Source organism: Idiomarina sp. 29L, from assembly GCF_004123135.1.
Taxonomy (GTDB): domain Bacteria; phylum Pseudomonadota; class Gammaproteobacteria; order Enterobacterales; family Alteromonadaceae; genus Idiomarina.
The window spans coordinates 471849-494800 of record NZ_SDJS01000001.1; the positions used below are offsets into that span (position 1 = coordinate 471849).

At 46.9% G+C, this 22952-nt stretch carries 20 protein-coding genes and 1 tRNA gene; 9 read left to right on the forward strand and 12 right to left on the reverse strand.

Features of this window, described 5'->3' with window-relative positions:
• Window positions 1-66: 66 nt before the first annotated feature.
• Window positions 67-459 (forward strand): hypothetical protein, encoded by a 393-nt coding sequence (locus tag EST55_RS02330; protein ID WP_058579237.1) that lies wholly within the window; start codon window positions 67-69, stop codon window positions 457-459.
• A gap of 86 nt (window positions 460-545) precedes the next feature.
• Here the strand turns inward: EST55_RS02330 and EST55_RS02335 are convergent, their stop codons facing one another.
• The 9 genes from EST55_RS02335 to asnC all read right to left on the reverse strand — a co-directional run bounded on the left by EST55_RS02335 (window position 546) and on the right by asnC (window position 12684).
• Window positions 546-3647, reverse strand: a complete 3102-nt coding sequence (locus EST55_RS02335; RefSeq protein ID WP_100692202.1) for an efflux RND transporter permease subunit — start codon at window positions 3645-3647, stop codon at window positions 546-548.
• Window positions 3648-3658: 11 nt separating this feature from the next.
• The gene (locus EST55_RS02340; RefSeq protein WP_129496369.1) at window positions 3659-4810 is read right to left on the reverse strand and encodes an efflux RND transporter periplasmic adaptor subunit; all 1152 of its coding nucleotides are present in this window, start codon (window positions 4808-4810) and stop codon (window positions 3659-3661) included.
• 70 nt (window positions 4811-4880) lie between these two features.
• Window positions 4881-5897, reverse strand: coding sequence for a zinc-binding alcohol dehydrogenase family protein (locus tag EST55_RS02345; RefSeq protein ID WP_129496370.1), 1017 nt, complete (start codon window positions 5895-5897; stop codon window positions 4881-4883).
• Window positions 5898-5986: 89 nt separating this feature from the next.
• Window positions 5987-6997: an ArsA family ATPase gene (locus EST55_RS02350; RefSeq protein ID WP_129496371.1), complete on the reverse strand. Its 1011-nt coding sequence runs from the start codon at window positions 6995-6997 to the stop codon at window positions 5987-5989.
• A gap of 38 nt (window positions 6998-7035) precedes the next feature.
• A complete protein-coding gene (locus EST55_RS02355) occupies window positions 7036-7308 on the reverse strand; it encodes a cory-CC-star protein (RefSeq protein ID WP_100692341.1) in 273 nt (90 codons plus the stop codon).
• Window positions 7309-7319: 11 nt separating this feature from the next.
• A complete protein-coding gene (locus tag EST55_RS02360; protein WP_129496372.1) occupies window positions 7320-9002 on the reverse strand; it encodes a carbon starvation protein A in 1683 nt (560 codons plus the stop codon).
• Between the two features lie 121 nt (window positions 9003-9123).
• The gene (locus EST55_RS02365; protein WP_088768289.1) at window positions 9124-9294 is read right to left on the reverse strand and encodes a DUF1328 family protein; all 171 of its coding nucleotides are present in this window, start codon (window positions 9292-9294) and stop codon (window positions 9124-9126) included.
• A 173-nt stretch (window positions 9295-9467) separates the two neighbouring features.
• Complete coding sequence (locus EST55_RS02370) at window positions 9468-12095, reverse strand: M14 metallopeptidase family protein (RefSeq protein ID WP_129496373.1); 2628 nt, start codon at window positions 12093-12095, stop codon at window positions 9468-9470.
• Between the two features lie 118 nt (window positions 12096-12213).
• Complete coding sequence (asnC, locus tag EST55_RS02375; RefSeq protein ID WP_100692195.1) at window positions 12214-12684, reverse strand: transcriptional regulator AsnC; 471 nt, start codon at window positions 12682-12684, stop codon at window positions 12214-12216.
• A gap of 134 nt (window positions 12685-12818) precedes the next feature.
• Here asnC and asnA point away from each other — a divergent pair, with 134 nt between their 5' ends.
• From asnA to EST55_RS02390, 3 genes are all read left to right on the forward strand, one after another.
• Window positions 12819-13835 (forward strand): aspartate--ammonia ligase, encoded by a 1017-nt coding sequence (gene asnA, locus EST55_RS02380; protein WP_100692194.1) that lies wholly within the window; start codon window positions 12819-12821, stop codon window positions 13833-13835.
• Window positions 13836-13864: 29 nt separating this feature from the next.
• On the forward strand, window positions 13865-14848 hold the full coding sequence (locus EST55_RS02385) for an LLM class flavin-dependent oxidoreductase (RefSeq protein WP_129496374.1): 984 nt from the start codon (window positions 13865-13867) through the stop codon (window positions 14846-14848).
• 62 nt (window positions 14849-14910) lie between these two features.
• A complete protein-coding gene (locus tag EST55_RS02390; protein WP_129496375.1) occupies window positions 14911-15297 on the forward strand; it encodes a glutathione S-transferase N-terminal domain-containing protein in 387 nt (128 codons plus the stop codon).
• A 10-nt stretch (window positions 15298-15307) separates the two neighbouring features.
• Here the strand turns inward: EST55_RS02390 and EST55_RS02395 are convergent, their stop codons facing one another.
• Complete coding sequence (locus EST55_RS02395; RefSeq protein WP_129496376.1) at window positions 15308-16144, reverse strand: hypothetical protein; 837 nt, start codon at window positions 16142-16144, stop codon at window positions 15308-15310.
• 89 nt (window positions 16145-16233) lie between these two features.
• Here EST55_RS02395 and EST55_RS02400 point away from each other — a divergent pair, with 89 nt between their 5' ends.
• Together EST55_RS02400 and EST55_RS02405 are read left to right on the forward strand one after the other, a co-directional pair.
• Window positions 16234-16731, forward strand: coding sequence for an alpha/beta hydrolase (locus EST55_RS02400; RefSeq protein WP_100692190.1), 498 nt, complete (start codon window positions 16234-16236; stop codon window positions 16729-16731).
• Between the two features lie 21 nt (window positions 16732-16752).
• Window positions 16753-17160 carry an HIT family protein gene (locus EST55_RS02405; RefSeq protein WP_129496377.1) on the forward strand — a complete coding sequence of 136 codons (408 nt, stop codon included), beginning with the start codon at window positions 16753-16755 and terminating at the stop codon, window positions 17158-17160.
• Here the strand turns inward: EST55_RS02405 and EST55_RS02410 are convergent.
• Window positions 17150-19063, reverse strand: a complete 1914-nt coding sequence (locus EST55_RS02410) for a methyl-accepting chemotaxis protein (protein ID WP_129496378.1) — start codon at window positions 19061-19063, stop codon at window positions 17150-17152. The genes EST55_RS02405 and EST55_RS02410 overlap by 11 nt on opposite strands.
• 93 nt (window positions 19064-19156) lie before the next feature.
• Here EST55_RS02410 and EST55_RS02415 point away from each other — a divergent pair, with 93 nt between their 5' ends.
• Genes EST55_RS02415 through EST55_RS02425 form a run of 3 tightly spaced genes read left to right on the forward strand, consistent with a single transcriptional unit; the run spans window position 19157 to window position 22822 of the window.
• Entirely contained in the window at window positions 19157-19753 is a 597-nt protein-coding gene (locus tag EST55_RS02415) for a biliverdin-producing heme oxygenase (RefSeq protein ID WP_157803496.1), read from the forward strand.
• Window positions 19737-21785 (forward strand): sensor domain-containing diguanylate cyclase, encoded by a 2049-nt coding sequence (locus EST55_RS02420; RefSeq protein ID WP_164976520.1) that lies wholly within the window; start codon window positions 19737-19739, stop codon window positions 21783-21785. Before EST55_RS02415 ends, EST55_RS02420 begins: the two co-directional genes overlap by 17 nt.
• Entirely contained in the window at window positions 21785-22822 is a 1038-nt protein-coding gene (locus tag EST55_RS02425) for a Fic family protein (protein WP_100692185.1), read from the forward strand. The genes EST55_RS02420 and EST55_RS02425 overlap by 1 nt, the downstream gene beginning before the upstream one ends.
• Before the next feature lie 9 nt (window positions 22823-22831).
• Here the strand turns inward: EST55_RS02425 and EST55_RS02430 are convergent.
• Window positions 22832-22908 (reverse strand) — tRNA-Pro (locus tag EST55_RS02430).
• Window positions 22909-22952 lie beyond the last annotated feature (44 nt).

Consider the following 22952-nt stretch of genomic DNA (forward strand, 5'->3'; position numbering starts at 1 on the left):
GATGACTTGGCTGGAACAGATATTCTGTCTTGTTGTCTTAACTGATGGAGAGTTGTAGGAGTCGTTATGACAGATAAACGAGATAAGCTTTATATACGTTTCAGCCAAGGCGGACAAAACAGCCGAACCGGAGGTTCACCGACCTCAGGAAACTGGCTTACCCGAATTCTTGGGTTATTACTGCTGATTGTTATTGTTGGCTTAGGGTTAGCTTTCGGTTTAGTGATTGCCGGAATTTTAGTGTTGTTAATGATTCCTGTGCTTTGGCGTCAGCGTCATACCATCAAGCAAGTGTGGCGTATGCGTAAACAAGCCAAACAACACTATCAAAACCAACAACGTCAATATGAACAGCAGGAAAGTTATCGTCAGCAGAGGAATCATCAAAGTGATTATTCAGACGGTTCGGTTATTGACGGTGAATATGAAGTAAAAGATGAAGACGAAACAAAGCGTTAGTTCAATTTGTCTCGCATAAAAGAAAACCGGAGCTGCTAGTGCTCCGGTTTTTTTATGGCAGTTTATTGCTGGTCGCCTGACTTAGGCTATTCTTCCACTTCTTTCGGTGGGAAGATTTTTCTCACCACATAGAAGAATAACGGTACAAAAAATATTGCCAGTACCGTTCCGCCTATCATACCGCCGATAACCCCAGTACCAATGGCATTACGACTGGCAGCGCCGGCACCATCACTTAACGCTAATGGCATAACACCGAAGATAAACGCCAGTGAGGTCATTAAAATAGGGCGTAGACGCAATCTGACCGCTTCCATTGTAGCGTCGAGCAGCTCTTTGCCCTGAGCTTGTAGGTCTTTGGCGAACTCGACAATGAGTATGGCATTACGTGCCGATACCCCGACAGTTGTCAATAGACCCACCTGGAAGTATACGTCGTTGGAAATGCCACGCAGCATCACGGCGATTACCGCCCCTAAGATCCCCAAGGGCACAACCAGCATGACGGAGAACGGAATTGACCAACTCTCGTACAGTGCAGCCAGGAACAGGAATACCACGACAATAGAGACGGTGTAGAGTATCGGCGCAAAGTTACCAGATTGACGCTCCTGCAATGAGATACCCGTCCATTCAAAGCCAATACCTGGTGGCAATTGAGCAATAAGGTTCTCAATTTCGGTCATGGCTTCACCGGTACTGATACCAGGCGCCGCCTGACCTTGTATTTCAAGTGCTGCGACACCGTTATAACTTTCGACACGTTGTGGACCATACGTCCATTCCCAACTTGCGAAAGAGCTAAACGGCACCATATCGCCCTGGTTGTTGCGCACGTACCATTCGTTGATATCCTCAGGTAGCATGCGATCATCCGCTTCGCCTTGTATGTAAACTTTTTTCACTCGACCTCGGTCGATAAAGTCGTTGACATAGGCAGAGCCCCAGGCCGTACTTAAAGTGTCGTTAATACTGGCAATCGTTAAGCCCAGCGCTTGTGCTTTTTCAAAGTCGATATCAATGCGCAACTGTGGCGCGTCAGGCAGACCGTTAGGACGAACCTGTACTAATTTATCGCTTTGAGAGGCCATGCCTAGTAATTGATTACGCGCTTCAATAAGACCTGCGTGACCAATGTTGCCGCGATCTTGTAAGAACAAGTTGAAACCACTGGCTACACCAAGTTCCGGAATTGGTGGAAGGTTAAAAGCGAAGATCATGGCTTCTTTAATACCAGCGAAGAACCCAAAAGCCCGTCCAATCACAGCTTCGACGCTCTGGCTCTCGTCACGCTCGCTCCAATCTTTCAAGCGAACAAACGCGATACCATTGGCCTGACTACGGCCAGAGAAACTAAAACCAACCACAGAGAATACCGACTGAACGGCGTCTTCCTGATTGAGATAGTAGTTCTCAATTTTGTCCATGGTGTCTACTGATTGTTGCAGCGTTGATCCAACAGGAAGCTGCATTTGCGTTAGGAAAACACCACGGTCTTCATCCGGTAGGAATGCGGCCGGCAGGCGCGTGAATAAGAAAATTAATACGCCAATAATACCTAAATAAATAAGCCCGAAACGCATGGTTCGGCGTAATATATAACCGACAGAGTTGGTGTACTTAACTGTCCACTTTTCCAAAGTACGGTTAAACCAACCCAGTGGACCCCAGCCGTCGTTTTTGTCGTGCTTGACCGGCTTTAATAGTGTCGCACACAAGGCTGGTGAGAAAATAATTGCGACAAGTACAGACAGACCCATAGAGGTAATAATTGTCAGTGAGAACTGTCGGTAAACGGCACCGGTTGAGCCGGGGAAGAATGCCATTGGTGCAAATACGGCCGCCATAACCACGCCGATAGCAATCAACGCGCCGGTAATTTGTCCCATCGACTTAATGGTTGCCTGTTTAGGTGACAAGCCTTCTTCTGACATCAGTCGCTCGACGTTCTCGACAACAACGATGGCATCATCCACCAAAAGACCTATCGATAACACCATGCCAAACATGGTTAGCGTGTTGATAGAAAAGCCAGCCAGTGCCATAACACCCATGGTACCAAGAATAACGACAGGTATAGCCAGAGTAGGGATCAGTGTTGCTCGCAGGTTTTGTAAGAAAACGAACATTAACAGGAATACGAGAATAATCGCTTCTATTAAAACCTGAGCCACTTCCGAAATGGATATTTTGATAAACGGCGTGGTGTCATAGGCCGTTACCATTTTCATGCCATCGGGGAAAAATGCTTGTAGTTCTTCTATACGAGCGTTAACCGCTTCAGCCGTTTCAAGTGCATTGGCGCCAGTTTGCAGATTAATTGCTAAACCGGTTGCTGGTTTACCGTTATAGTTCGCTTCAATTGAGTAGTTTTCAGCGCCTTTTTCAACGCGTGCTACGTCCTTCAAGCGTACTTGAGAACCGTCTGGCATGACTTTAAGAGTAATATTCTCAAACTCAGACGCTTCTGATAAACGTGTTTGCGCAATAATCGTTGCGTTCAGCTGTTGACCGTCAACAGCCGGAGTCCCGCCAAGTTCACCTGCTGCCACTTGCGCATTCTGTGCGCGAATTGACGACTTCAAGTCGTCCATGGTCATGCCATAGTTAACTAATGCTGAAGGGTCAACCCAAATACGCATAGCGTAAGGCGCACCAAACAGTTGCACATTACCAACGCCAGTTGTACGGGCAATAGGATCCTGGATGTTTGAGGCGATATAGTCGCTTAAATCGGTTTGATTATAACGATCATCAGTTGCAACCAGCGCTAAAACCATAAGGAAGGAGCTACTGGACTTACTGACGGTTATACCTTGCGCCTGAACCTCCTGAGGAAGCTGAGGCGTGGCCTGGGAGAGCTTATTCTGAACCTGTACCTGTGCAATGTCAGGGTCAGTGCCAGAGGCAAAGGTCAGGCTGATAGTCGCGTTACCAAAGTTACTTTGCGATGAGAAGTAAAGCAGGTTATCAATACCTGTCATATTCTGCTCAATTACTTTAGTAACCGTATCGGAAACGGTTTCCGCATTGGCTCCCGGGTAGTTAACTTGTATTTCAACCGCTGGCGGCGCAATGGTGGGGTACTGAGCTACCGGTAACTGAATGGTCGCGATAGCACCTGCCATCATGACTAATAGCGCGATAACCCAGGCAAATATGGGTCGATTGATAAAAAACTTAGCCATTGATGAATCCTTTACTGCTGTTCATTAGAGGCAGAGTTTGTAATTTGGACCGTCGCGCCCGGACGAACTTTTTGAAGGCCAGACACTATAATGGTGTCACCTTCTTTAACACCGCTGCTGACCAGCCAATCACTGCCTATGGCTCGTTCGGTCGTTATCATACGCTGCTCGACTTGGTTTTTATCGTTAACCAGCATGACATAAGGGCGACCACGAGGATCACGGGTGACGGCCTTTTGTGGTAGTAGGAGAGCCGTGTTGATTGTACCTTCACGGACTGCGGCTCTAACAAACATACCGGGATATAAGGTTTTGTCCGGGTTTGGGAAGACAGCTCTTAATAAAATGGCGCCAGTATCTTCCTCAACGCTGACTTCTGAAAACAGCAGCTCGCCTTGCTGGTTAAAGTCTAAACCGTTCAGCTCTAAACGAACCGGCGCATTGCCTGATTCATTCGCTTCAATTCGACCAGACTGGATGTCAGCCTGAAGTTGCATGAATTGCTTGCTGGATTGACTAATGTCCACGTAAATAGGATCAAGCTGATTAATAGTGACCAGAGGTTCTTGCTGTGAAGCAGTCACTAAAGCACCTTCGGTAAAGTTTGAACGACCAATAATACCGTTAATTGGGGCATTGACCTTTGTGTACTCAAGGTTAATACGAGCGTTTTTAAGCTGTGCTTCGGCTAATGCCACCGCCGCTTTATTTTGGAGATAAGTGGCTTCGGCACTGTCAAACTCGTCCTGACTGACCGCATTTTCTTCGATAAGCTCCTGAAAACGGTTATAGCGAAGCTCTGAGCTGCGTAAAACCGCTTTTGCCCGCTGTACTTCTGCTTTGGCACTGGCCAACTCCGCTTCATAAGTGGCTGGATCAATCTGATACAGTTGCTGGCCTTTTTCGACAAAAGTACCTTCTTCAAAGGTGCGTTCTAGTAATACACCGCTGACCTGTGGGCGAACTTCCGCGACGCGAAACGCGGCGGTACGGCCAGGCAACTGAGTGCTGAGTTCAAGAGACTCAGGTTGAACCGTTATCACTTCAACCTGTGGAGCTTGCTGTTGCTGGCCTTGCTGCGGCGCGTCACCACAGCCACTAAGGACGGCGGAAGCAAAAATACCCGCTGCAAATAACGGCGCAAATTGAAAGCGCTTTTTCATCAAAATACCTCTAGCTGGTCTATTTTTAAGTACCGCAGAATTATACATACATTCATGTATGTTTGTAAAACTATTCGTCGACGGTTAGGACGATTTTGCCTATCGTTTTATGCGTTTCTAACGCCGCATGCGCCTGTTTCAAGTTCTCTGCATTCATTGACCCAAGGTTCTGGCCTAGCGTAGAGCGTATCTGATGGTTGTCGACTAGATTTGCTACCGACTGTAACAATTCCTGCTGCTTTATCATGTCGGTGGTTGTGAACATCGACCGGGTATACATAAATTCCCAATGCAAACTGATGCTCTTCTGTTTCATTAAGCGAATATCCAAAGGCTCTGCGGGGTCATCAATTAAGCTAAAGCGACCTTGCGGTGCCATAAAGTCCATGCTTTGTTCGAAATACTGCTCGCTGTGCGTTAAACAAGCCACATCGGTTACCTGGCCAATATCGAGGTGTTTAATTTGCTCATCCAATGGCTTACTGTGATCGATAACATGGTGTGCGCCTAATGCCTTCACCCACTGTTGCGACTCAGGGCGGGAAGCGGTTGCGATAACGGTAGCATCGGTCAGCTGTACCGCCAATTGCGTAAGTATTGAACCAACACCGCCGGCACCGCCAACAATCAGTAACGTACGCTTTTCGTGAGGTGAGGGCGCATCAATTTGTAACCGATCAAACAACAGTTCCCATGCGGTAATTGTCGTTAGGGGCATGGCGGCTGCCTGAGTGTCGTCTAAAGTGTCCGGAGCGTGTGAGGCTATACGGTAATCAACCGCCTGGTACTCGGCATTGCAGCCCGGGCGTGTCAGATCGCCCGCATACCAGACTCGATCGCCGGCGCTGAAGCCTTTCACCTTGCTTCCTGTTTCGACGACTTCGCCGACTGCGTCCCAACCGATGACTTTATAGCCGGACTCTGGCTCCGCGCGCATCCTGATTTTAGTATCAACCGGGTTAACGGCAACGGCTTTCACTTTGACCAATAAGTCATGGTCACCGGCCGTTGGTTTGTCAATTTCAATGTCTTCTAGCGACTTAGGGTCATCAATAGGAAGAGAGCGGTGGTATCCGACAGCACGCATCGTCTACTCCTTATTCTTGAGGTTAAATAGTTATATATACGCAGTTTAGGTCAAAACGATGACTTTGCGATGAAAGAAATTAGAAAGGTTTAGACAGAAAGGCCGCTTTGCTCTAGCTCTTTTGCAAATGCTGACAGGGCATCGACGCCTTGAATGTCTTCTTCTTGTAAATACAGTTTGAAATTTGGCCATTGAGAGAAAGTACTTTCAATGAGCTTGAGGTAGGTTTGTTCCTGCTCTTTTCGTTTCGCCAGGAAGCCACCATCTATTGATTCAGGCAGTATACGATTAATGATCACACCAGAAACCGGTAGCTTCTCCTCGGTTAAGGACTGCAATGCACGCTGAGTTTCGTTAATTGGTAAGCGCTCAGGCGTCAGTACGAATAAAATGCCGGTGTAAGTTGGGTCTTGCAACAATCGACGGGTACGCTGAAAGAGGCGTTGACGATTCAATAACTGTTCAGTAATGGCCTTGGTCTTTTCTGTCATACCGTCGCTGGCATTTTCAGAGGGGTCTGCCATGGGGTTATTAATATCTTTACCTGCTTTAGGTGACAAGTGCTCTAACACACTGTCGAGTTCCTCGGAGCGTTTTTGCGAACGTAGCATGCCTTGTGTCCAGGCCGCCATAGCTTCAGGTAAAGACAGTAGCCGCAATGTATGACCTGTTGGTGCCGTATCGAAAACGAGCAAATCAGAGTCTTGCTCGGCTTGATCAATAATCTTGCAAATGCGCTCGAGCATGGCGGCTTCCTGCGCACCCGGTGACTGCTGTGTCAATCGCATTTGCCGTTCAATTTCAGGGAATAAATCAGGGTTGGTAAAGCGCTTCATTTGTGCACTAACACGTTCGATATGTTCTTTCACCTCTTTGTCCGGATCAATCTCCATAACTGTGAGGTTGTCAGAAACGTGGTGCAAACGATCACCAATGTCCATATTGAAGACGTCGGACAGGCTGTGAGCAGGGTCCGTAGATACCAGTAAGACTTTTTTGCCACTTTTAGCTGCTAACATGGCTAATGAAGACGATACTGTGGTTTTACCAACACCACCTTTGCCTCCAACAAGTAGCACTTTTTTACTGGATAACTGCATACAACGGACTCTTTTCGGGAAGGTGAAAAATAAGCGAATCAGCAACAACGAAAATGGTCGAGCGGTGAGTGCTCCATCCCCATTCTTTTGTGCCATTCGTGAAAGCGCTCTAACATTAACGGTTGCAACTCTAAGGTGTAATAGGCGGCCGGATTCGGCACGCCCATTATCTCGGAGTAAACTAAGAGCATGAACAAGTCATCTTCGTCGCGTTTAGCGCGGGCAATGGCGGAGCGGTAGGGCGCGTTATAAAACTCGTTTACCAACTCGCCTGCACGACTGAGCCAACGTTTTACCGAATGAATGTTCATGCTCATGTTCATTACCCTTTCGTCTTCTCCGCCTTTTGTTCTTTTTTAATTTTAGCCAAGCTGGCACTTGCTTCCAGAGCTATCCAGATAGCCGCCACAAGAACCACAAGGTCAAGTGTTAACAGGAACCAGTCGCCTTTATCGTAAAAGCCTTTCAGCTGAACAATAAGTGCGAACACTGTCATTATTAACAAGAAAATAAGCGGCAATAAGGTGTAATACATTGGACGACCTAAGCGCACCAGCATCACGGTAATAACCAACAGAGTCAGACCGGCAAGTAGCTGGTTAGTCGTACCAAACAGAGGCCAAATGACCAGGCCGCCTGTACCATCAGCTCCGCCGGCACCGAAGGCAAGCAATAAACATGAACCGACTGCCAGCAAGGTTGCAGGTAAGGCTTTTTGCATCCAACGGATGTTGTATAGGCCACCCCACTCCTGGAATATATAGCGCTGAAGACGAAGACCGGTATCCATTGTTGTACCGGCAAATAACACCGCCATGACGGTCAATAATGTTTCTGCAATATCGGCTTCCAGACCAATACCCTGACTAATAATGTTGGCACCACCTTCAACGAATGCCGAAACACCGCCTTGACCAAATGACGAATATACGGCTTCCCAGTCAGCCAGTGTCGCAAAACCTGCGGTAGCCGCAATAATGGTCGCCAGTGACAGCGAACCTTCGCCAATAGCACCAAAGTAGCCAACAAAACGAGCGTCAGTTTCTTTGTCTAGCTGTTTAGATGTGGTTCCTGAAGCCACCAGACCGTGGAAACCGGAAATTGCACCACAGGCAATGGTTACAAAAAGCAGCGGCAGCATTGATGGCGTGCCTTCCGGTGTATTGCTATTGAACGCCGGCGCTGAAATTTCAGGTCCTAATAGCAGGGTGGCGCCGTAAAGGAGAATAAGACCGATAAACAGCTGCAAGCCGTTGATGTAGTCACGTGGTTGCAGCAACATCCAAACTGGCAGTAACGAAGCAATAGCCGCGTAACCAAACAGAATAAGCACCCACTGAGCATTGTCGCTGACACCCATAACGGTCTCAGGTAACTCCAGAGGCACTGACGGTCCAACCCAAATCAGCACGTACAAAGCGATGACACCAAGCACGGAAACCATGCCCAGCCCCATCCACTTACGGAAAATGATTTGACCGATAATAAGCGCAACAAAGATGGCACCCCATACCGGCACAACGGAGCTTGAGAATTTAATCAGCAAACCTGAAATTGCGGTGGCAAATACTGCGTTAACCATCAGCAATACCAGGAAAATGACAATCATGAATAATGTTTGCGAGCGTTTGCCAACAACATCACCGGTTAAATTACCGATAGACTTAGCTTTGTTGCGGTTACTTGCCCAAATAGCGCCAGCGTCATGAACCCCCGCGAAGAAAATCGTACCAAAAACGACCCACAGAAATGCGGGGACCCAGCCCCAGATAACCGCAATTGCCGGTCCGATGATAGGAGCAGCGCCTGCAACAGAAGTAAAATGGTGACCCCAAAGTACGTATTTATTGGTCGGAACAAAGTCGACGCCGTCTTCGAGTTCATGGGCGGGGGTTTTAAAATTAGGATCAAGCTTAAAGATTTTTTCGGCAATGAATTTTGAGTAAAACACATAACCGAGAAACATTGCGCCTAAACCTAAAAGCATCATGACGATAGCGTTCATGGCGTTAGCCTCGTTGTTATTGGGTTAGAAGGACATTGATCAAATACAGCGCGCTAGTGTAGCGCATATTCAATAATAGTGTGCATTCGACCAATGTCTAATTGTTTGTCTAACCCCTTAATTACCTTCCAGATCCTCTCATGAGGCGAACAACCAGAGATATCGCAAACAGAATGATAAAGATATAGAAAATGATTTTGGCGATTTCAGCAGCAGCACCTGCAATTCCGCCAAAACCAAATATCGCAGCGATGACAGCGACGACTAAAAAGATTAATACCCAACGTAACATAAGCACCTCTTTTTTATGAGATTTTAAGTGTCACTAGTTAAGGTAGACCAGGAGTTTCCGCTTTGCCAGCAAAGGAAATGTAAAGATAGCGAGGAAATAGGGATGATAGGAAGGAGATAAAAGACACTGCCTGGTATACCAGGCAGCGTCTGACTTTACGGTTCTATAAAGTTTTAGTGTGACTGCTCCGCAGCTTCTTCATCTGCTGCCGCTTTATCTTTTAGCGGTTGTGCGTAAACGTCGATGCGATCACCCAGGTAAATCGCATTGCTTAACAGCTTTGCCGTGCCCCAGAAATAAGCACGGAAGTTTACGTTATCCGTGAAGGCGATAACATGGCCGTCACCAAAGCGATGTGCCGCAATGTTGGTTTTACCTTTCAAAATATCGCGGTTGCGCTCGTCTGCATAGCCACTCAATAAGGGCTTGTTGCTGTATTTTGCAACAGACACAAAAGGTGACTCTGGTGTTTCAAACGCTTCTAATGAGCTTTTGAATACCGGCATATTTTCGCGCGGAAAGCCGTAGAACAATGGGTGTGAAGTGTCTACGTCCATCGAGAAAATAGCGCCGGCAATACGTTGCTCTGCGTAGAAGTCATCACGTTCCTGGTAGGTGAGACCGTCCTGTTTAAACGCATTTTTAAACACGTCGCTGTCTACATATCGAGCGTGCAGCAAGCCATTGTTTGACAACCACTCAGCGCCGCCACGTTGACCAATAACGACGCCACCTTGCTGAACCCACTGTTTTAGCTTCTCTTTGATGTCGTCTGACAGGTAACTGTTGTACCAGCCATCGACCATAATAATGTGAGAATAGCGGCTTAAATCAACACCTGAGAGGCGATCGGTATCGACCATTGAAAGCGGAATACCCACATGGCGATCCAGGTAGTACCAAGCTTCGCCAGCTTCGTAAAGATTAACGCCGTCACCAGTCATCATCATCACGCTCGGCTTTTCGACCGGCTGAATGTTACGGCTGCCTAAATCGACGCCTTCAGGTGTCAGGCCTGTGCCAATTGAGGTAACCGCCACTTTGTGCTCTTTTGCCAGGGTTGCCAGAAGGCGTTGCACCTGGCGCCACTCTTTGTTTTGGTACGCTTTAGGCACAACAACAGCACCCGGCTCAAAGGTTTTACGTTCGCCCTGAGCTTTTACGGCAAATGACTTGGTTGATTGACGAGCGTGAATGTCGTTTTCAAGCAAGCTTTGTAACAGCGCCGGTGCGTTGTAGTTATCCCAGTTGAAAGCATAGGCGTAGGCGTCTTCCAGTGTCGTTTGCTGTTTAGCCGGTGCATCCCACGCATTGTCTGCAATTTGGATGCGCCCACGGTGGGTCGTAAACGGCAAGTTGAATGCGTGCGCTAAGGTCCAGCCCGACACATCGTAGAAAGTGTTGTCCGGGAAGTCTTTGCGAGTGCTGAAGATACCCTGAATTAAGCCAAACTGGTCTTGCTTCGCTGGAATGAAGTAGCTTTGGCCGGCTTTGTAGACTTCACCGTCTTTTTCGATGTCTTTTTCAATTCGATAGCCTTCAATGCCGTGCTGTTTCAAAATATCAATGAAGCCCTGCAGGCGTGATGCGTCTGTTGCATCGCCAACCAGATAGCCATCGAAGTTCTGACTAGCCGCTGCTTCCAGTGCATTGTCGTACGCTTGTTCTTGAAAACGAATAAAGCGAGCTTTGCTTTTATGAGCGCCGTAAATGGTGCTAAGTGAGGCAACAAACTGATTGCGAATCGTAAATGGGAAGGCCACTTCACCGTTTACGGAATCCTGCAGGTGCCCACGACTTGATGCCTGCTCAAATAAAATACCAACGGCACCCTGAATATCAGGGTAGGTTGAACCTTTACCGTAGTAGAAATCATCAAATGACTCTTCGGTATAATAAAGGCTACCAATATCATCCAGCGAATCAGCATGCTCTGCTGCTAATATCTCGGTCAAACGTACATTTTCATCCGGTGTCAGCGGATTTTTTCGTGACGGGATGCCTGGCTGAAAGAAGTAAGTGCTGTTAGTGCCCATTTCGTGGTAATCGGTGAGCACGTTTGGCTTCCATTTCTGGAAGTTAGCGATTCGAGCTCGTGACTCAGGGTGTTGCAACAGCAGCCAGTCACGGTTCAGATCAAACCAGTAGTGATTCACGCGGCCACGAACAAACGGCTGTACGTGTTCACGACTTTGTGGGTCTGCGACCAGGTTTTGGCTTTTATGCTGATTTGCCCATTGTGCAAAACGCGCCAAGCCGTCCGGGTTGAATGACGGGTCTAAAAGCACCACTGAATCGTTTAATACTGCGTCAATAGCTTCGCCTTGTGCTGCCGCTAGGTAATAAGCCAATAAAATGGCTGCATTACTGCCACTGGACTCGTCACCGTGAATACTGTAGCCCATGTACAAGACTAAGGGCGTGTTGTCGGGATCGGCATCACGTGAAGTATCGGCAGCCGCTAAGTGGCGCTCGCGGACGTCTTCAATGTTTTTGTGGTTATCCGGTGAAGTCACCGTTAGTAAGACCAATGGGCGCTGCTCGTGAGTGCGCCCGGTTTCTTCAATAGTGATGCGATCAGACTCTTTTGCCAGTAGCTTCATGTAGTTAACAATCTGCTCTGGGCGGGCGTGCCAGTCGCCAACGTTATAACCCAGCGCTTCTTTAGGCTTGGTTATGCTTTCGTCATAGCTGACATCCGAGGGTAAGTAGTACGACAAGTTCTCGGCAGAGGCTATCGATGGTACCGCAACGATAGCGACTGTGAGCGCACTGACGTAACGAATGCACTTTCGTAACATACGGGCTTCCTTCTTATTCTAGTGACTATTATGAGTGACTTTACCCTAACAGATACTGATATATAAGCGCTTCTTTTTCGGTGTTTCGTTTCATTCCTGAGGTAAATGACCACACAGGTTAAGGCTGTAAGTCTCGCTTTATTGGCTGTTGTAACGAAATTAATGTCTCTGTTGACTGTATTTCCGGTATGGCTTGAATTCGGTTAATCAGAATATGCTGTAAGTCGTCAATTGAGCGGGTCAGTATTTTGATAAACACGTTGTACTGACCGGTGGTGTAGTGTGCCTCGATGACTTCCTCTAACTTTTCAAGCTTAGCGATAGCTGCCGGATAATCACCGGCCTGACGCAAAGTAATACCAATAAAGCAGCAAACTTCATAACCCAATGCCTTTGAGTTAACCAGCAAATGCGTACCGTCTATAATGCCTGCGGTGCGCATCTTTTCGACACGAACATGAATGGTTGCGGGGCTCACTTTGTAGCGCTTAGCGATGTCGCTGTAGGCTTTGCGAGCGTCGGCTAATAATTCTGATAGTATATTTTTGTCCAAACTATCGATTTGATAATTTTGCGTTGCTTTTTTCATGATGCGTTAACGTTTTAATGAATATAGTGTGTTTAATTTTAAATTATTCACAGTGGAACGCTAATTTTATTTTTAGCTGTTGAATGCCTGCCGGTTTTTAGTGTTAATAAGTTAACAAACGGCGGGAGATACTTATGAAGCATTCATTTATAAAGCGACAACAACTCATTAAAGACATTAAAGCGCAATTTACTCAGCAACTGGCTCAGGCGCTCAACCTTGCAGAGGTTCAGGCGCCGTTACTAAGCGAGTGCGGAACCGGCGTGCAGGATGATCTCTCAGGACAAGAACAGTCCGTCAAAGTGGCCATAAAGGCGATTCCGAATAAAACCTACGAAGTGGTGCATTCGTTAGCGAAGTGGAAGCGACAGGTGTTAGGCGAATATGGCTTTAGCGAAGGTGAAGGCATTTTAACGCACATGACGGCGTTACGGCCGGATGAGGAAATGCTGGGGCAAAAGCACTCCGTTTATGTCGATCAATGGGACTGGGAAAAAGTCATCACTGATAAACAACGAAGTGTGGGCTATTTGAAACACACGGTTGGGCTTATCTATTCAGCGTTGCTGAACACTATCGAGCGTATTCCTGACATTCGCGCTGTCGGGACAGCGTTACCGAAAAAGGTTTATTTTATTCATAGTGAAACCTTGGCTCAGCAATATCCGGAACTCAGCTCTAAGCAGCGCGAGCGCGCAATCACCAAAGCGCATGGGGCCGTATTTATTATTGGTATAGGTGCGCCATTAAATGATGGTCAGGCACACGATGCGCGAGCGCCGGACTACGACGACTGGAGCAGCGTATCAGAAAGTGGAGAAACCGGATTAAACGGTGACTTATTGGTATGGCATGACGCGATTGATGATGCGTTGGAGCTTTCATCGATGGGGATTCGGGTTGATGAAGCGGCACTAAAACGTCAACTCGAATTGAGTGAGCAACAATTTAAGCTTTTACTACCCTGGCATCAGTCGCTTTTGAACGGGATGATGCCGTTAACGATTGGCGGTGGCATTGGTCAGTCACGCGTCGCAATGTTTTTGATGCAAGAAAGCCATATAGCCAGAGTGCAGGCAAGTGTTTGGCCGGACGCCGTTACTCAGTCATTGCGTGCCGACCTTGAAAATAAAGAGACCATGCCAATATAAACAGTATGAATCACTGTTTTTGAGTTGATATGAAATATTCGTTATTGGATTTAGCACCAGTAACCGAAGAAGGATCGGTTGCACAGGCGTTACAAAACTCGGCGGATTTAGCCCAGCACGCAGAAAAATGGGGTTACTCCCGCTTCTGGATGGCAGAGCATCACAATATGGAGGGTATAGCGTCAGCCGCAACGGCGGTTGCTTTAGGGTATGTTGCCAGTAAAACGGAGCATATCAGAGTAGGATCGGCCGGAATCATGTTGCCGAACCATGCTCCTTTTGTGGTGGCAGAGCAGTTTGGCACGTTAAATGCGCTATATCCGGACCGAGTGGACTTAGGATTAGGCAGAGCACCGGGGACGGATGGCGCAACACTACGAGCCTTACGCCGTAGTCCAAATGATGCGGAAAACTTTCCGCGTGATGTACAAGAACTGCTGAGTTACCTTGCTGAGGCTCAGCCCGCCGATGTGATAAAAGCGGTGCCGGGTTATGGGCAGAAGATACCAGTTTGGTTACTAGGCTCGAGCTCCTTTGGCGCACAATTGGCTGCCCATTTAGGGTTGCCTTACGCCTTTGCTTCTCACTTCGCGCCGGATTATTTGCATCATGCACTAAAAGCCTATCGGGACAACTTTAAACCGTCACAATATTTAGAGAAGCCTTACGCTGCCGCCGCGATGAACGTATTTGCTGCCGATACAGAAAACGACGCAAGGCAGATGATGAGCTCTATGCAGCAACAGTTTATTGCTCTTAGACGGGGCATGCCGGGTAAGTTGAAAGCGCCGGTTAATGACATCAGTCGTGTTGGCTCACCTCAGGAAATTGCCGGCGCAAACCATGCGCTCACTTATACTGCCTTAGGTACCAAAGACACGATCAGCCGTCATATGAATCAGTTTATCGAGGAAACTGGCATTGATGAGCTCATTTTAACCTGTCACGCGTACGACCATCAGGCTCGCTTGAGAAGCTTGGAAATTGCCAGTGAGGCATTAAACGAGCGTTAAGCAAGAGCCTGATATGTGCTAAGCTGTCGTCCTTAATTTGCCTTTAGTTGAGTTTTCGATTTATGCGTATCGTTATTCGTTATTTCTTCCGCTTGGTTCGTCTTATTTTGATGCCGTTCATGATTATTGGCGAAAAGCTAACAACGCCAAAGGGTGTTGAACGCAGCGCAGAAGAGCAGAGTAAAGTTGATGAACAATGTAAAAATTTGGCGTTATACCAATTCAAAACCTGTCCATTCTGTATAAAGGTTCGCAAAACCATTGCGCGCTTGTCATTGCCTATTGAAACCCGTGATGCCCAACACGATAAGACTCACAGAGCGGATCTGGAGCAGGGCGGCGGTAAGGTGAAAGTGCCTTGTTTACGTATTAGTGAAGACGACGGCTCAACCACCTGGATGTATGAGTCTGATGATATCAACCAGTATTTGGAAAAGCGCTTCGGCTAAAGTAACCGCATTAACGTGGTCGGTTTGGGCCTAACCAACGCTCTAAAGCCCGTTGAAACTCTGAATTGCTTTGCACCGAGCTAATAGCGCTGTTCAGAGTTTCTATGGTGCGTTTACCCCATTCGTTTCGTGTACAGCCAACAGCGCCCTCTATGACCTCGTCGGCGTATTCTGCTATCGGAATAAAGCTGAGTTTATCACCGTCGTCGTGGGTGCGTTGATAATAAGTTTTAACCATTTCGTAGTCGACGGTGTAATCAATTCGGTCGTTGAGTATCATGGCCAGAACATTAACATGCGATTGTTGTCCGCTAATGAAACTGAAGTTACTGGCGTTAAGCAGGTAGTCGTCGATAAATGGCTGTAATTTTCCATAGCGCCGTTCATCCGGTTGCCCAAAGCGTAAATCGGTGTCTTTCGCAAGCTGTTCAAACTGAATCGGGTAACCATATTTGGCGGTGATGTACTGACCGGTGTCGCGATCGGTGATCACCCCATGTGGGGCATATTTGTGTGTCGTATCACTGTAGAGAAAAGTGGTGTTATAAGCGCTGTTTTTAATGACGCAGGGAAAGCACAGGTTCTTGTTGCGTTTCATTATCATGGTGATGCGTCGCGACGGAAGCTTTCTTATATTATGGACATGTTGGGGTAATTCTTGTTGAAACGCACTGACCAAAGCATCGCAAACGCCAGCGTTTTTGTATTCACCATCGTAAATATGAAAAGGTGGTGCCGAGTTAACGCCCCAGGTAATATCGTTGTTCGCCACAGCGCTTGCCGACAGGAGGGCACCCGATAAAGCGGGTACTAACGCAAGTAGCGAGAAACCGTTTTTTATAGGCATAATCATCTCCTATGCGCACTGTGCTTTTTAGCTGAATCCATACTCTTAGTTTTAGCGTAAGTTAAACAAAAAATATAGGGCTTTGATATATGAATGTTGTTTTTAGTCATGGTAAGGAAAGTGGCCCATGGGGAACTAAAATCAAAGAAATGGCCAAGATTGCTGAAAGTAAAGGGTTTAAGGTGGACAGTATCGATTATCAGGGAATTAATGATGTTGATAATCGCGTTAATAAACTTCGAGAAAACTTAACATTAGTTGATGGTTCTGTCGTTTTAGTTGGCTCCAGCATGGGAGGGTACGTGGCCACAGCCTGTTCCGAATCTTTGGCCTGCAAGGGGTTGTTTGTTCTGGCGCCGGCTTTTTACTTGGGGGGGAAAGTGGACTTTGATGCGGTGACAGTACCTAAACGCACGACAGTTGTGCATGGCTGGCTGGACGATATAGTGCCCGTCGAAAATAGCTGGCGCTTTGCAAAGCAACATTCAACAGAATTGCATATACTGAATGATGGCCATCGTTTAATTACGACGCTACCTAAAATTACTGAGTTGTTTTCTCAGTTTTTAGATGACATTGAGGCGTAAAAGATCCAAAAGGAGTGATTGATGAGCGCATTTCCGATTGCAAAAGCACTGCTCGAAGACAGTTATTTTTTAACGGACTGGCCGTTGTGTCAGGTGAGGGTAATGGATGACGCTCAGTATCCTTGGTTTCTGCTCATTCCACGAGTGGAGGATGCCCGCGAAATCTGTGACCTGAACGAAGAGCAGCAACTGCAATTTTTGCACGAAAGTTCGTTTTTAAGTCATTGGCTAAAGGCTGAATACAAGCCCGATAAACTCAATGTGGCGGCATTGGGGAATAGAGTACCACAACTGCATATTCATCATATTGCGCGGTTTATTAGTGACGTTTCCTGGCCTGACCCGGTATGGGGCAAACATCCAATGCAGCCGCTCTCTGATAAAGAAGTGGCGCGGCTGCAAGAGTTGTTTGCCGACATTACGTTTTAAACTGTTCCAGTTGTTTGCGAAGGCTATCAGCCAGTGAAGACATTTGTTCGCACTCGCTATGGCTTTCACGAACTGCTGTCGATACTTGTGTCGCAAAATCAGCAATGGACTGGATATTGGCCGCGACGTCCTGACTCACTGACGCTTGCTCTTCTGTTGCGGTCGCTATTTGCGTGCTCATATCCGCTGTTTCCTGAATTAAGTTCACAAGTTCATTCAGTTTATTATCAGCATCGCTGAGTTTTTCACTGGTGCTTTGAGCTTGCTTACGATTATGCTCCATTGCTGAAACCGCATTGCGGGAGCCATCTTGTAAACGCGTTATTTTCTGGCGAATTTCTTCTGTTGATTGACTGGTTCGCTGTGACAAGGTTCTAACCTCGTCAGCAACAACAGCAAAACCACGACCCGCTTCACCTGCCCGGGCTGATTCAATTGCCGCGTTAAGCGCAAGCAGGTTGGTTTGCTCCGAAATACCCTCAATTGTATCAATGACGGTCACAATGCTTTCGACATCGTTGGCCAGACTTTCTACCGAGCTAGCTGCTTTTTGCATCGAGTCAGACAGCTCGTGCATGGTATTGACTGCTTGGCGCAACTGTTCTTGGTTCTGCTCAGTTGTCGAACGAGATTCTGACGCATGGCTGGCGGTCTGGTTCGCATTTTCAGCAATCTCACGAACTGTGGTTTCCATTTCATTCATGGCAACCGCAACCTGATCCGTTTTGTTTTCCTGCTCGTTCGATAGTCCGTCAATTTGCGTCATCGATTTATCAATCGATGTGACTTTTTCATTGACTTCATACGCGGTATTGCGAAAGTGGGTAATGATACTGCCCAAATTTGCCACAAACGCATTGAACCCTTTTGCTAAGTCGCCAATTTCGTCATTGCTGTCGATATCCAGGCGTTGCGTCAAATCGCCGCCTTCGTTGGACATACGGTTAAGGTTTTTGGCCACGTATTTGATAGGGCGGACAATTTTCTTAGCGTAGAACCAGCTACCCACAACAAAGGCTGTGCCAATAACAATACTGAGAATAACGATGGCGGTAATGGTCTGATTGAGGCCGGAATATAGCTCAGACTCTGGCATTTCAATAATAATGCGCCAGTTGGTGTTAGGCAGGTCAGTGCTGGCAACAATCCAGTCTTCACCTCCGTGAGAACTGTAGCCAGCTTCGAATTCGGAGTTGCTCAACATTTGATTGGCGACGTCAGCGTCTACTTCTGAAGAGAGACTTCTAAAGTCATTAATAGACGGGTGTACCTGAATTTTGCCACTTTCGTTAACGAGGTAAGCGATACCCGTCTGACCCACCTGGAAGTTTGCAATGGCGTCCTGTAATGCTTTCAGGCTTTGCCCAATACCACCCACACCTAAGGTTTCACCATTATCGCTAATGCGGACGTTAACAAATACTGTCGGTGTGCCAGAGTTTTCATCAACGTCAAAATTCAATGCTTGCTTGTCGTCACTTTCGACAAAGTTGTAAAACCAGTCATCGCGTTCTACCGATGGGGAGACTTGCTTTAAGATACCATCCGCGGTGTAGTAATTACGGCTTCGGGTGCTGACTGCAAAGGCGGCAACAGCGTTTCTATTTGTATAGATGCGACTCAGGTACTGCGTGATGTCGTCCTGAACCTGTTTACTGTTGTCGTTTTTTAACGCATTAATAAGGTATTGATTGTTGGCAATTTCTTGTGAAACTAAGATAGGGGTATTAATCAGCTCGCTGATTTCACCTCTTATTTCACCTAAGGTAGCGGGCAATTCCTGCTCAATGACTCGCTCTTCAATCAGTGAGCGCATCATGTAAGTAGAAATGCCGAGGGCGATAACGAGTAGCGTTGTTAAGGCAATGGCCATGCTCAGGGTTAATTTATTTTGCAAATTCATGCTTACCTCAGTTAATACGAACTATTTGCTTGCCGGTGACGTATCTATTATTGATATCGGTCAAAAACGCCAAATAATTAGGAGAAGTTGCTGGTGTCATTCCCTGTACTAACTGAGCTTAGAACAAAGACTCAAAAACTGCACAGTCAGCTTGAACGAGAATCCGGTTTTAGTAACCTAATGAAAGTAACGGTAAGTTACGATCAGTACGTCAGCGCATTGAAAAATTTGCACTATTTTCTGTCAGTGCTGGAACCCTCAATAGCATCCCATCTATCGGACGACGAGTACCTGTATCAGCGCCGCCTATGGTGTGTGGAGCGTGATTTAGCGTCATTAAATGGTTTGACTTATCCGACAATAGAACCAACTGATTTGACTTATCACGAGGCTATTGGCGCTGCTTATGTTATCGAGGGATCGACTCTTGGAGGAAAGCTCCTGTACAAGCGGCTGCAAAAGCAGGATTTCATTGCTAAAGCTAGCGCCCTGAGCTACTTTAGTTTTTATAGAAATAACACGTGGTCAGACTATATTGGGTGGTTAGAAAAACAGTCATTTAAATCTGAGGCAATTGACAGTATTTGCCTGGGAGCAACTCATGCGTTCGAGTTACTGCTCGAATGCAGCTCTAAGGGCACAGACCTATACAGCGCTAACCGGGAGTACGGCATTGACCGAACTGACTAAAGAACAGCTGCAACAAGCAATGGAAAACTGTGCTACTGAGCCAGTGCACACGCCTGGTGCCATTCAACCGCACGGTTATTTTCTAGCGTTCAATAATAACTTTGAGGTATTGACCCATTGCAGTGAAAATATCGAAGCGCTTCTGGGTGTTTCCGCAGAGCATTTGCTTGGACATAGTGCGCCCGATTACCTGAAATCCAGTTGGAAAGAACACCTATTAAGGTTGCGTCAGTTGGCTTCTGACTCGGTGGGTTTTGGCGATGAAATCAATAACAACGAAGTTTATTGCACCATGTATGTCTCAGGTGACTCTATATGCGTTGAAATTGAGCCTTTAGTTGGGCGCCTTAGCTCAACTTTTTTGTCAGAGTTACAAGCGCATCAGGAGCAAATTCGGTCCTCAAAGTCTCTCGATGAGACTTTAAATGGGTTGACGAAAAGTATCGGCGAGATCATCGGTTTTGAGCGTGTGATGGTGTATAAGTTCGATGAGGAGTGGAATGGTCAGGTAATTGCTGAACTGTGCAAGCAGTCCACCATACGTCGTTATTTGCATCAACGCTTTCCTGCGTCAGATATACCCAAGCAGGTACGAGAGCTGTACAGCAAAAACCCTTTGAGAAGCATTGTTAATTCAACCCAACAGCCAGCTGGTATTATAGCCTATGAAGATAAACGCTCGTTGGATCTAACCAAAGGAGTCTTGCGAGCAGTTTCACCTATCCACCTGACTTATATGCAAAATATGGGACTTCACAGTTCGTTGTCGATTGCGATATTCCAGGAAAATAAACTATGGGGTCTGTTGTCCTGCCACGGACTGGAAGCACACCCGTTGAACATTCAGCAGCGTCACGCAGCACAGGCGTTAGTGACGCTAGCGAGCCAGAGGCTGATTTTACAGCAGCAGTATGAGACGGCTGCGTTTTTCGAAGCCATTGAAAATACGCGCGGTGCTTTAATTAGTGACAATCAGGAAATTAATGAACCTAAGGCGTTATTTGAAAGAGAAGGCAACAAATGGCTGGAATTGTTTAGGGGGAACCTCGTTGCACTCGCGTATGGAAATAACGTACTGAAGTGCGGAGCTGAATTGGCCGATGAAAGGATCCTGGCATTTAAAAAGTGGTTGAATAAGAAGTGCCGGCTAGTAGGCACTTTTGTTTCCCGAAACGTAATGGACTCAGAGGTTGCCGAATACTTTGAAGAAACCGCTGTGACAGGGGTTATGGCTATTGCTTTGCCAGCTGGGTCCAGCAGTCAGCAAGGGTGGTTAATGTTCTTTCGTCCAGAGCAACTAGAAGAGCTTGAATGGGCGGGAAGACCAAATAAAGATACGATTGAGCATTATAAAGGTAAGACGGTGATGTCGCCGCGTACGTCTTTTGAAAGCTGGAAAGAAACCATAAAAGGGCAGTCATCTCTGTGGCTCGATAGTGAACGAAAGGCAGCCATCAGTTTAGCCGAAGACTTGGCTATTGCGTTATCAGCATTCGAGGTAGAAATATTGAATGAGCAGCTCAGCGCGGCCAATGACAAACTGGAACACCTGGTTCATACCGACGCACTGACCCAAATTTGGAATCGCTACCACATGGAATATGTACTTGATGAGCAAATCAGTGCGGCGAAGCGTTACAACCATGAATTGGGTGTTATTCTTTTTGATATCGACAACTTTAAAGACGTTAACGACAATTACGGTCACGACGCCGGCGATACTGTGTTAATTGGCTTAGCTAAGCTGTTTGCAAAAGAGCTGAGGGATACCGACGATTTTGGTCGTTGGGGCGGTGAAGAGTTCTTTATTGTCGCAAAGCATTCTAATTTAGAGGCCACTGTTGCGCTCGCTGAGCGACTGCGACAGCGTCTTGAAGCTGCAACCTTTGATGATGTTGGTGTAGTGACTGCAAGCTTTGGCGTTACTTTTTACAAAGACGGTGAGTCAAGGACGTCCCTGGTTAAACGTGTTGATGATGCCCTGTATGACGCTAAAGAAAATGGGCGAAATAGGGTAGTGGTGGTAGAATAATGGTAAATACTGAAGGTGTCTTGTCGATAAAAAGCGTGAATTTAGTTGCGCAAATCAGTCATAAATTAGGATATCTGGAGTGCTTGCTTGAGCATACAGCTGCTGAGCAGACAAGATTAAGTAAAGCCTCGCGTCAGAAGAAGTTGAATGCGTCTATTGGTATGGACTTGAACGCTTCACAATTAACAGGGGTTTCTTTAGATGAAGCTTACGAGTCTTGTTCGCGCTGGCGCTTGGGCTCGGAGGAAAGTATTCAAGACGCTCATCGGAGTATTTATGCCGCGTTCTCTCCTGAAGCTGGGCATTATCGCTCTGCAGGTATGGGTATTTACCAGTACAACAAGTTGGTTCATACCACAGCTCCAGCTGGGCAGGTTGCTAGACAGCTTCGCGCGCTATTGGAGTGGCTGGAGCAAGCCAATGATCACCCGTTGGTCAAAGCGGCGGTATTCTTACGCCAATATGAATTCATTCAACCTTTTTCAGTAGGTAATAGCAGTATTGCTCATCTCTGGGTCAGTTTAATACTGGGGCAGTGGCACGGTCTGCTGCGCTGGCTTAACTTTGAAAGTAAACTGAAAGAACGGCGTGGTGAATATTACGATTGTTTAAGAGCGTCAATTGGTAATAACGACCTCTGTATCATGGTTGAGTTCGTATTACAGCGCTTAGATGAGGCTTTTGATGAGCTTCTTGATGGGGTTAAAAAAGCAGCGAAAGACCAAAATACTCGGACAGGTTCACCAAAAAGTTCGGATTTAAGTTCGGTTATTTGTTCGGATAATTCGCATTTTAATGGAATAAAGCCTTATTTCACCACACGCGAAAATATTTTAGCGCTACTACAGGAGCACCCGGAGTGGAGTGCCGCACGATTATCAGAAGTACTCGGAATTTCTGATCGTGCCGTTGAAAAGCACCTAGCCAAATTAAAGTCTCGTGGACAATTAAAGCGAGTTGGCTCAGCACGAGGTGGATACTGGCGAGTGGTTGCGCCATTGAATGAACAGTTGGGTTTACTTCAGGGAGAAAGTTAAAGGAAGAATTGGTCGGCGTGAGAGGATTTGAACCTCCGACCCCTGACACCCCATGACAGTGCGCTACCAGGCTGCGCTACACGCCGACCGAGGGAAGCTATCTTACTGTATTTGACGTATTACGCAAGCC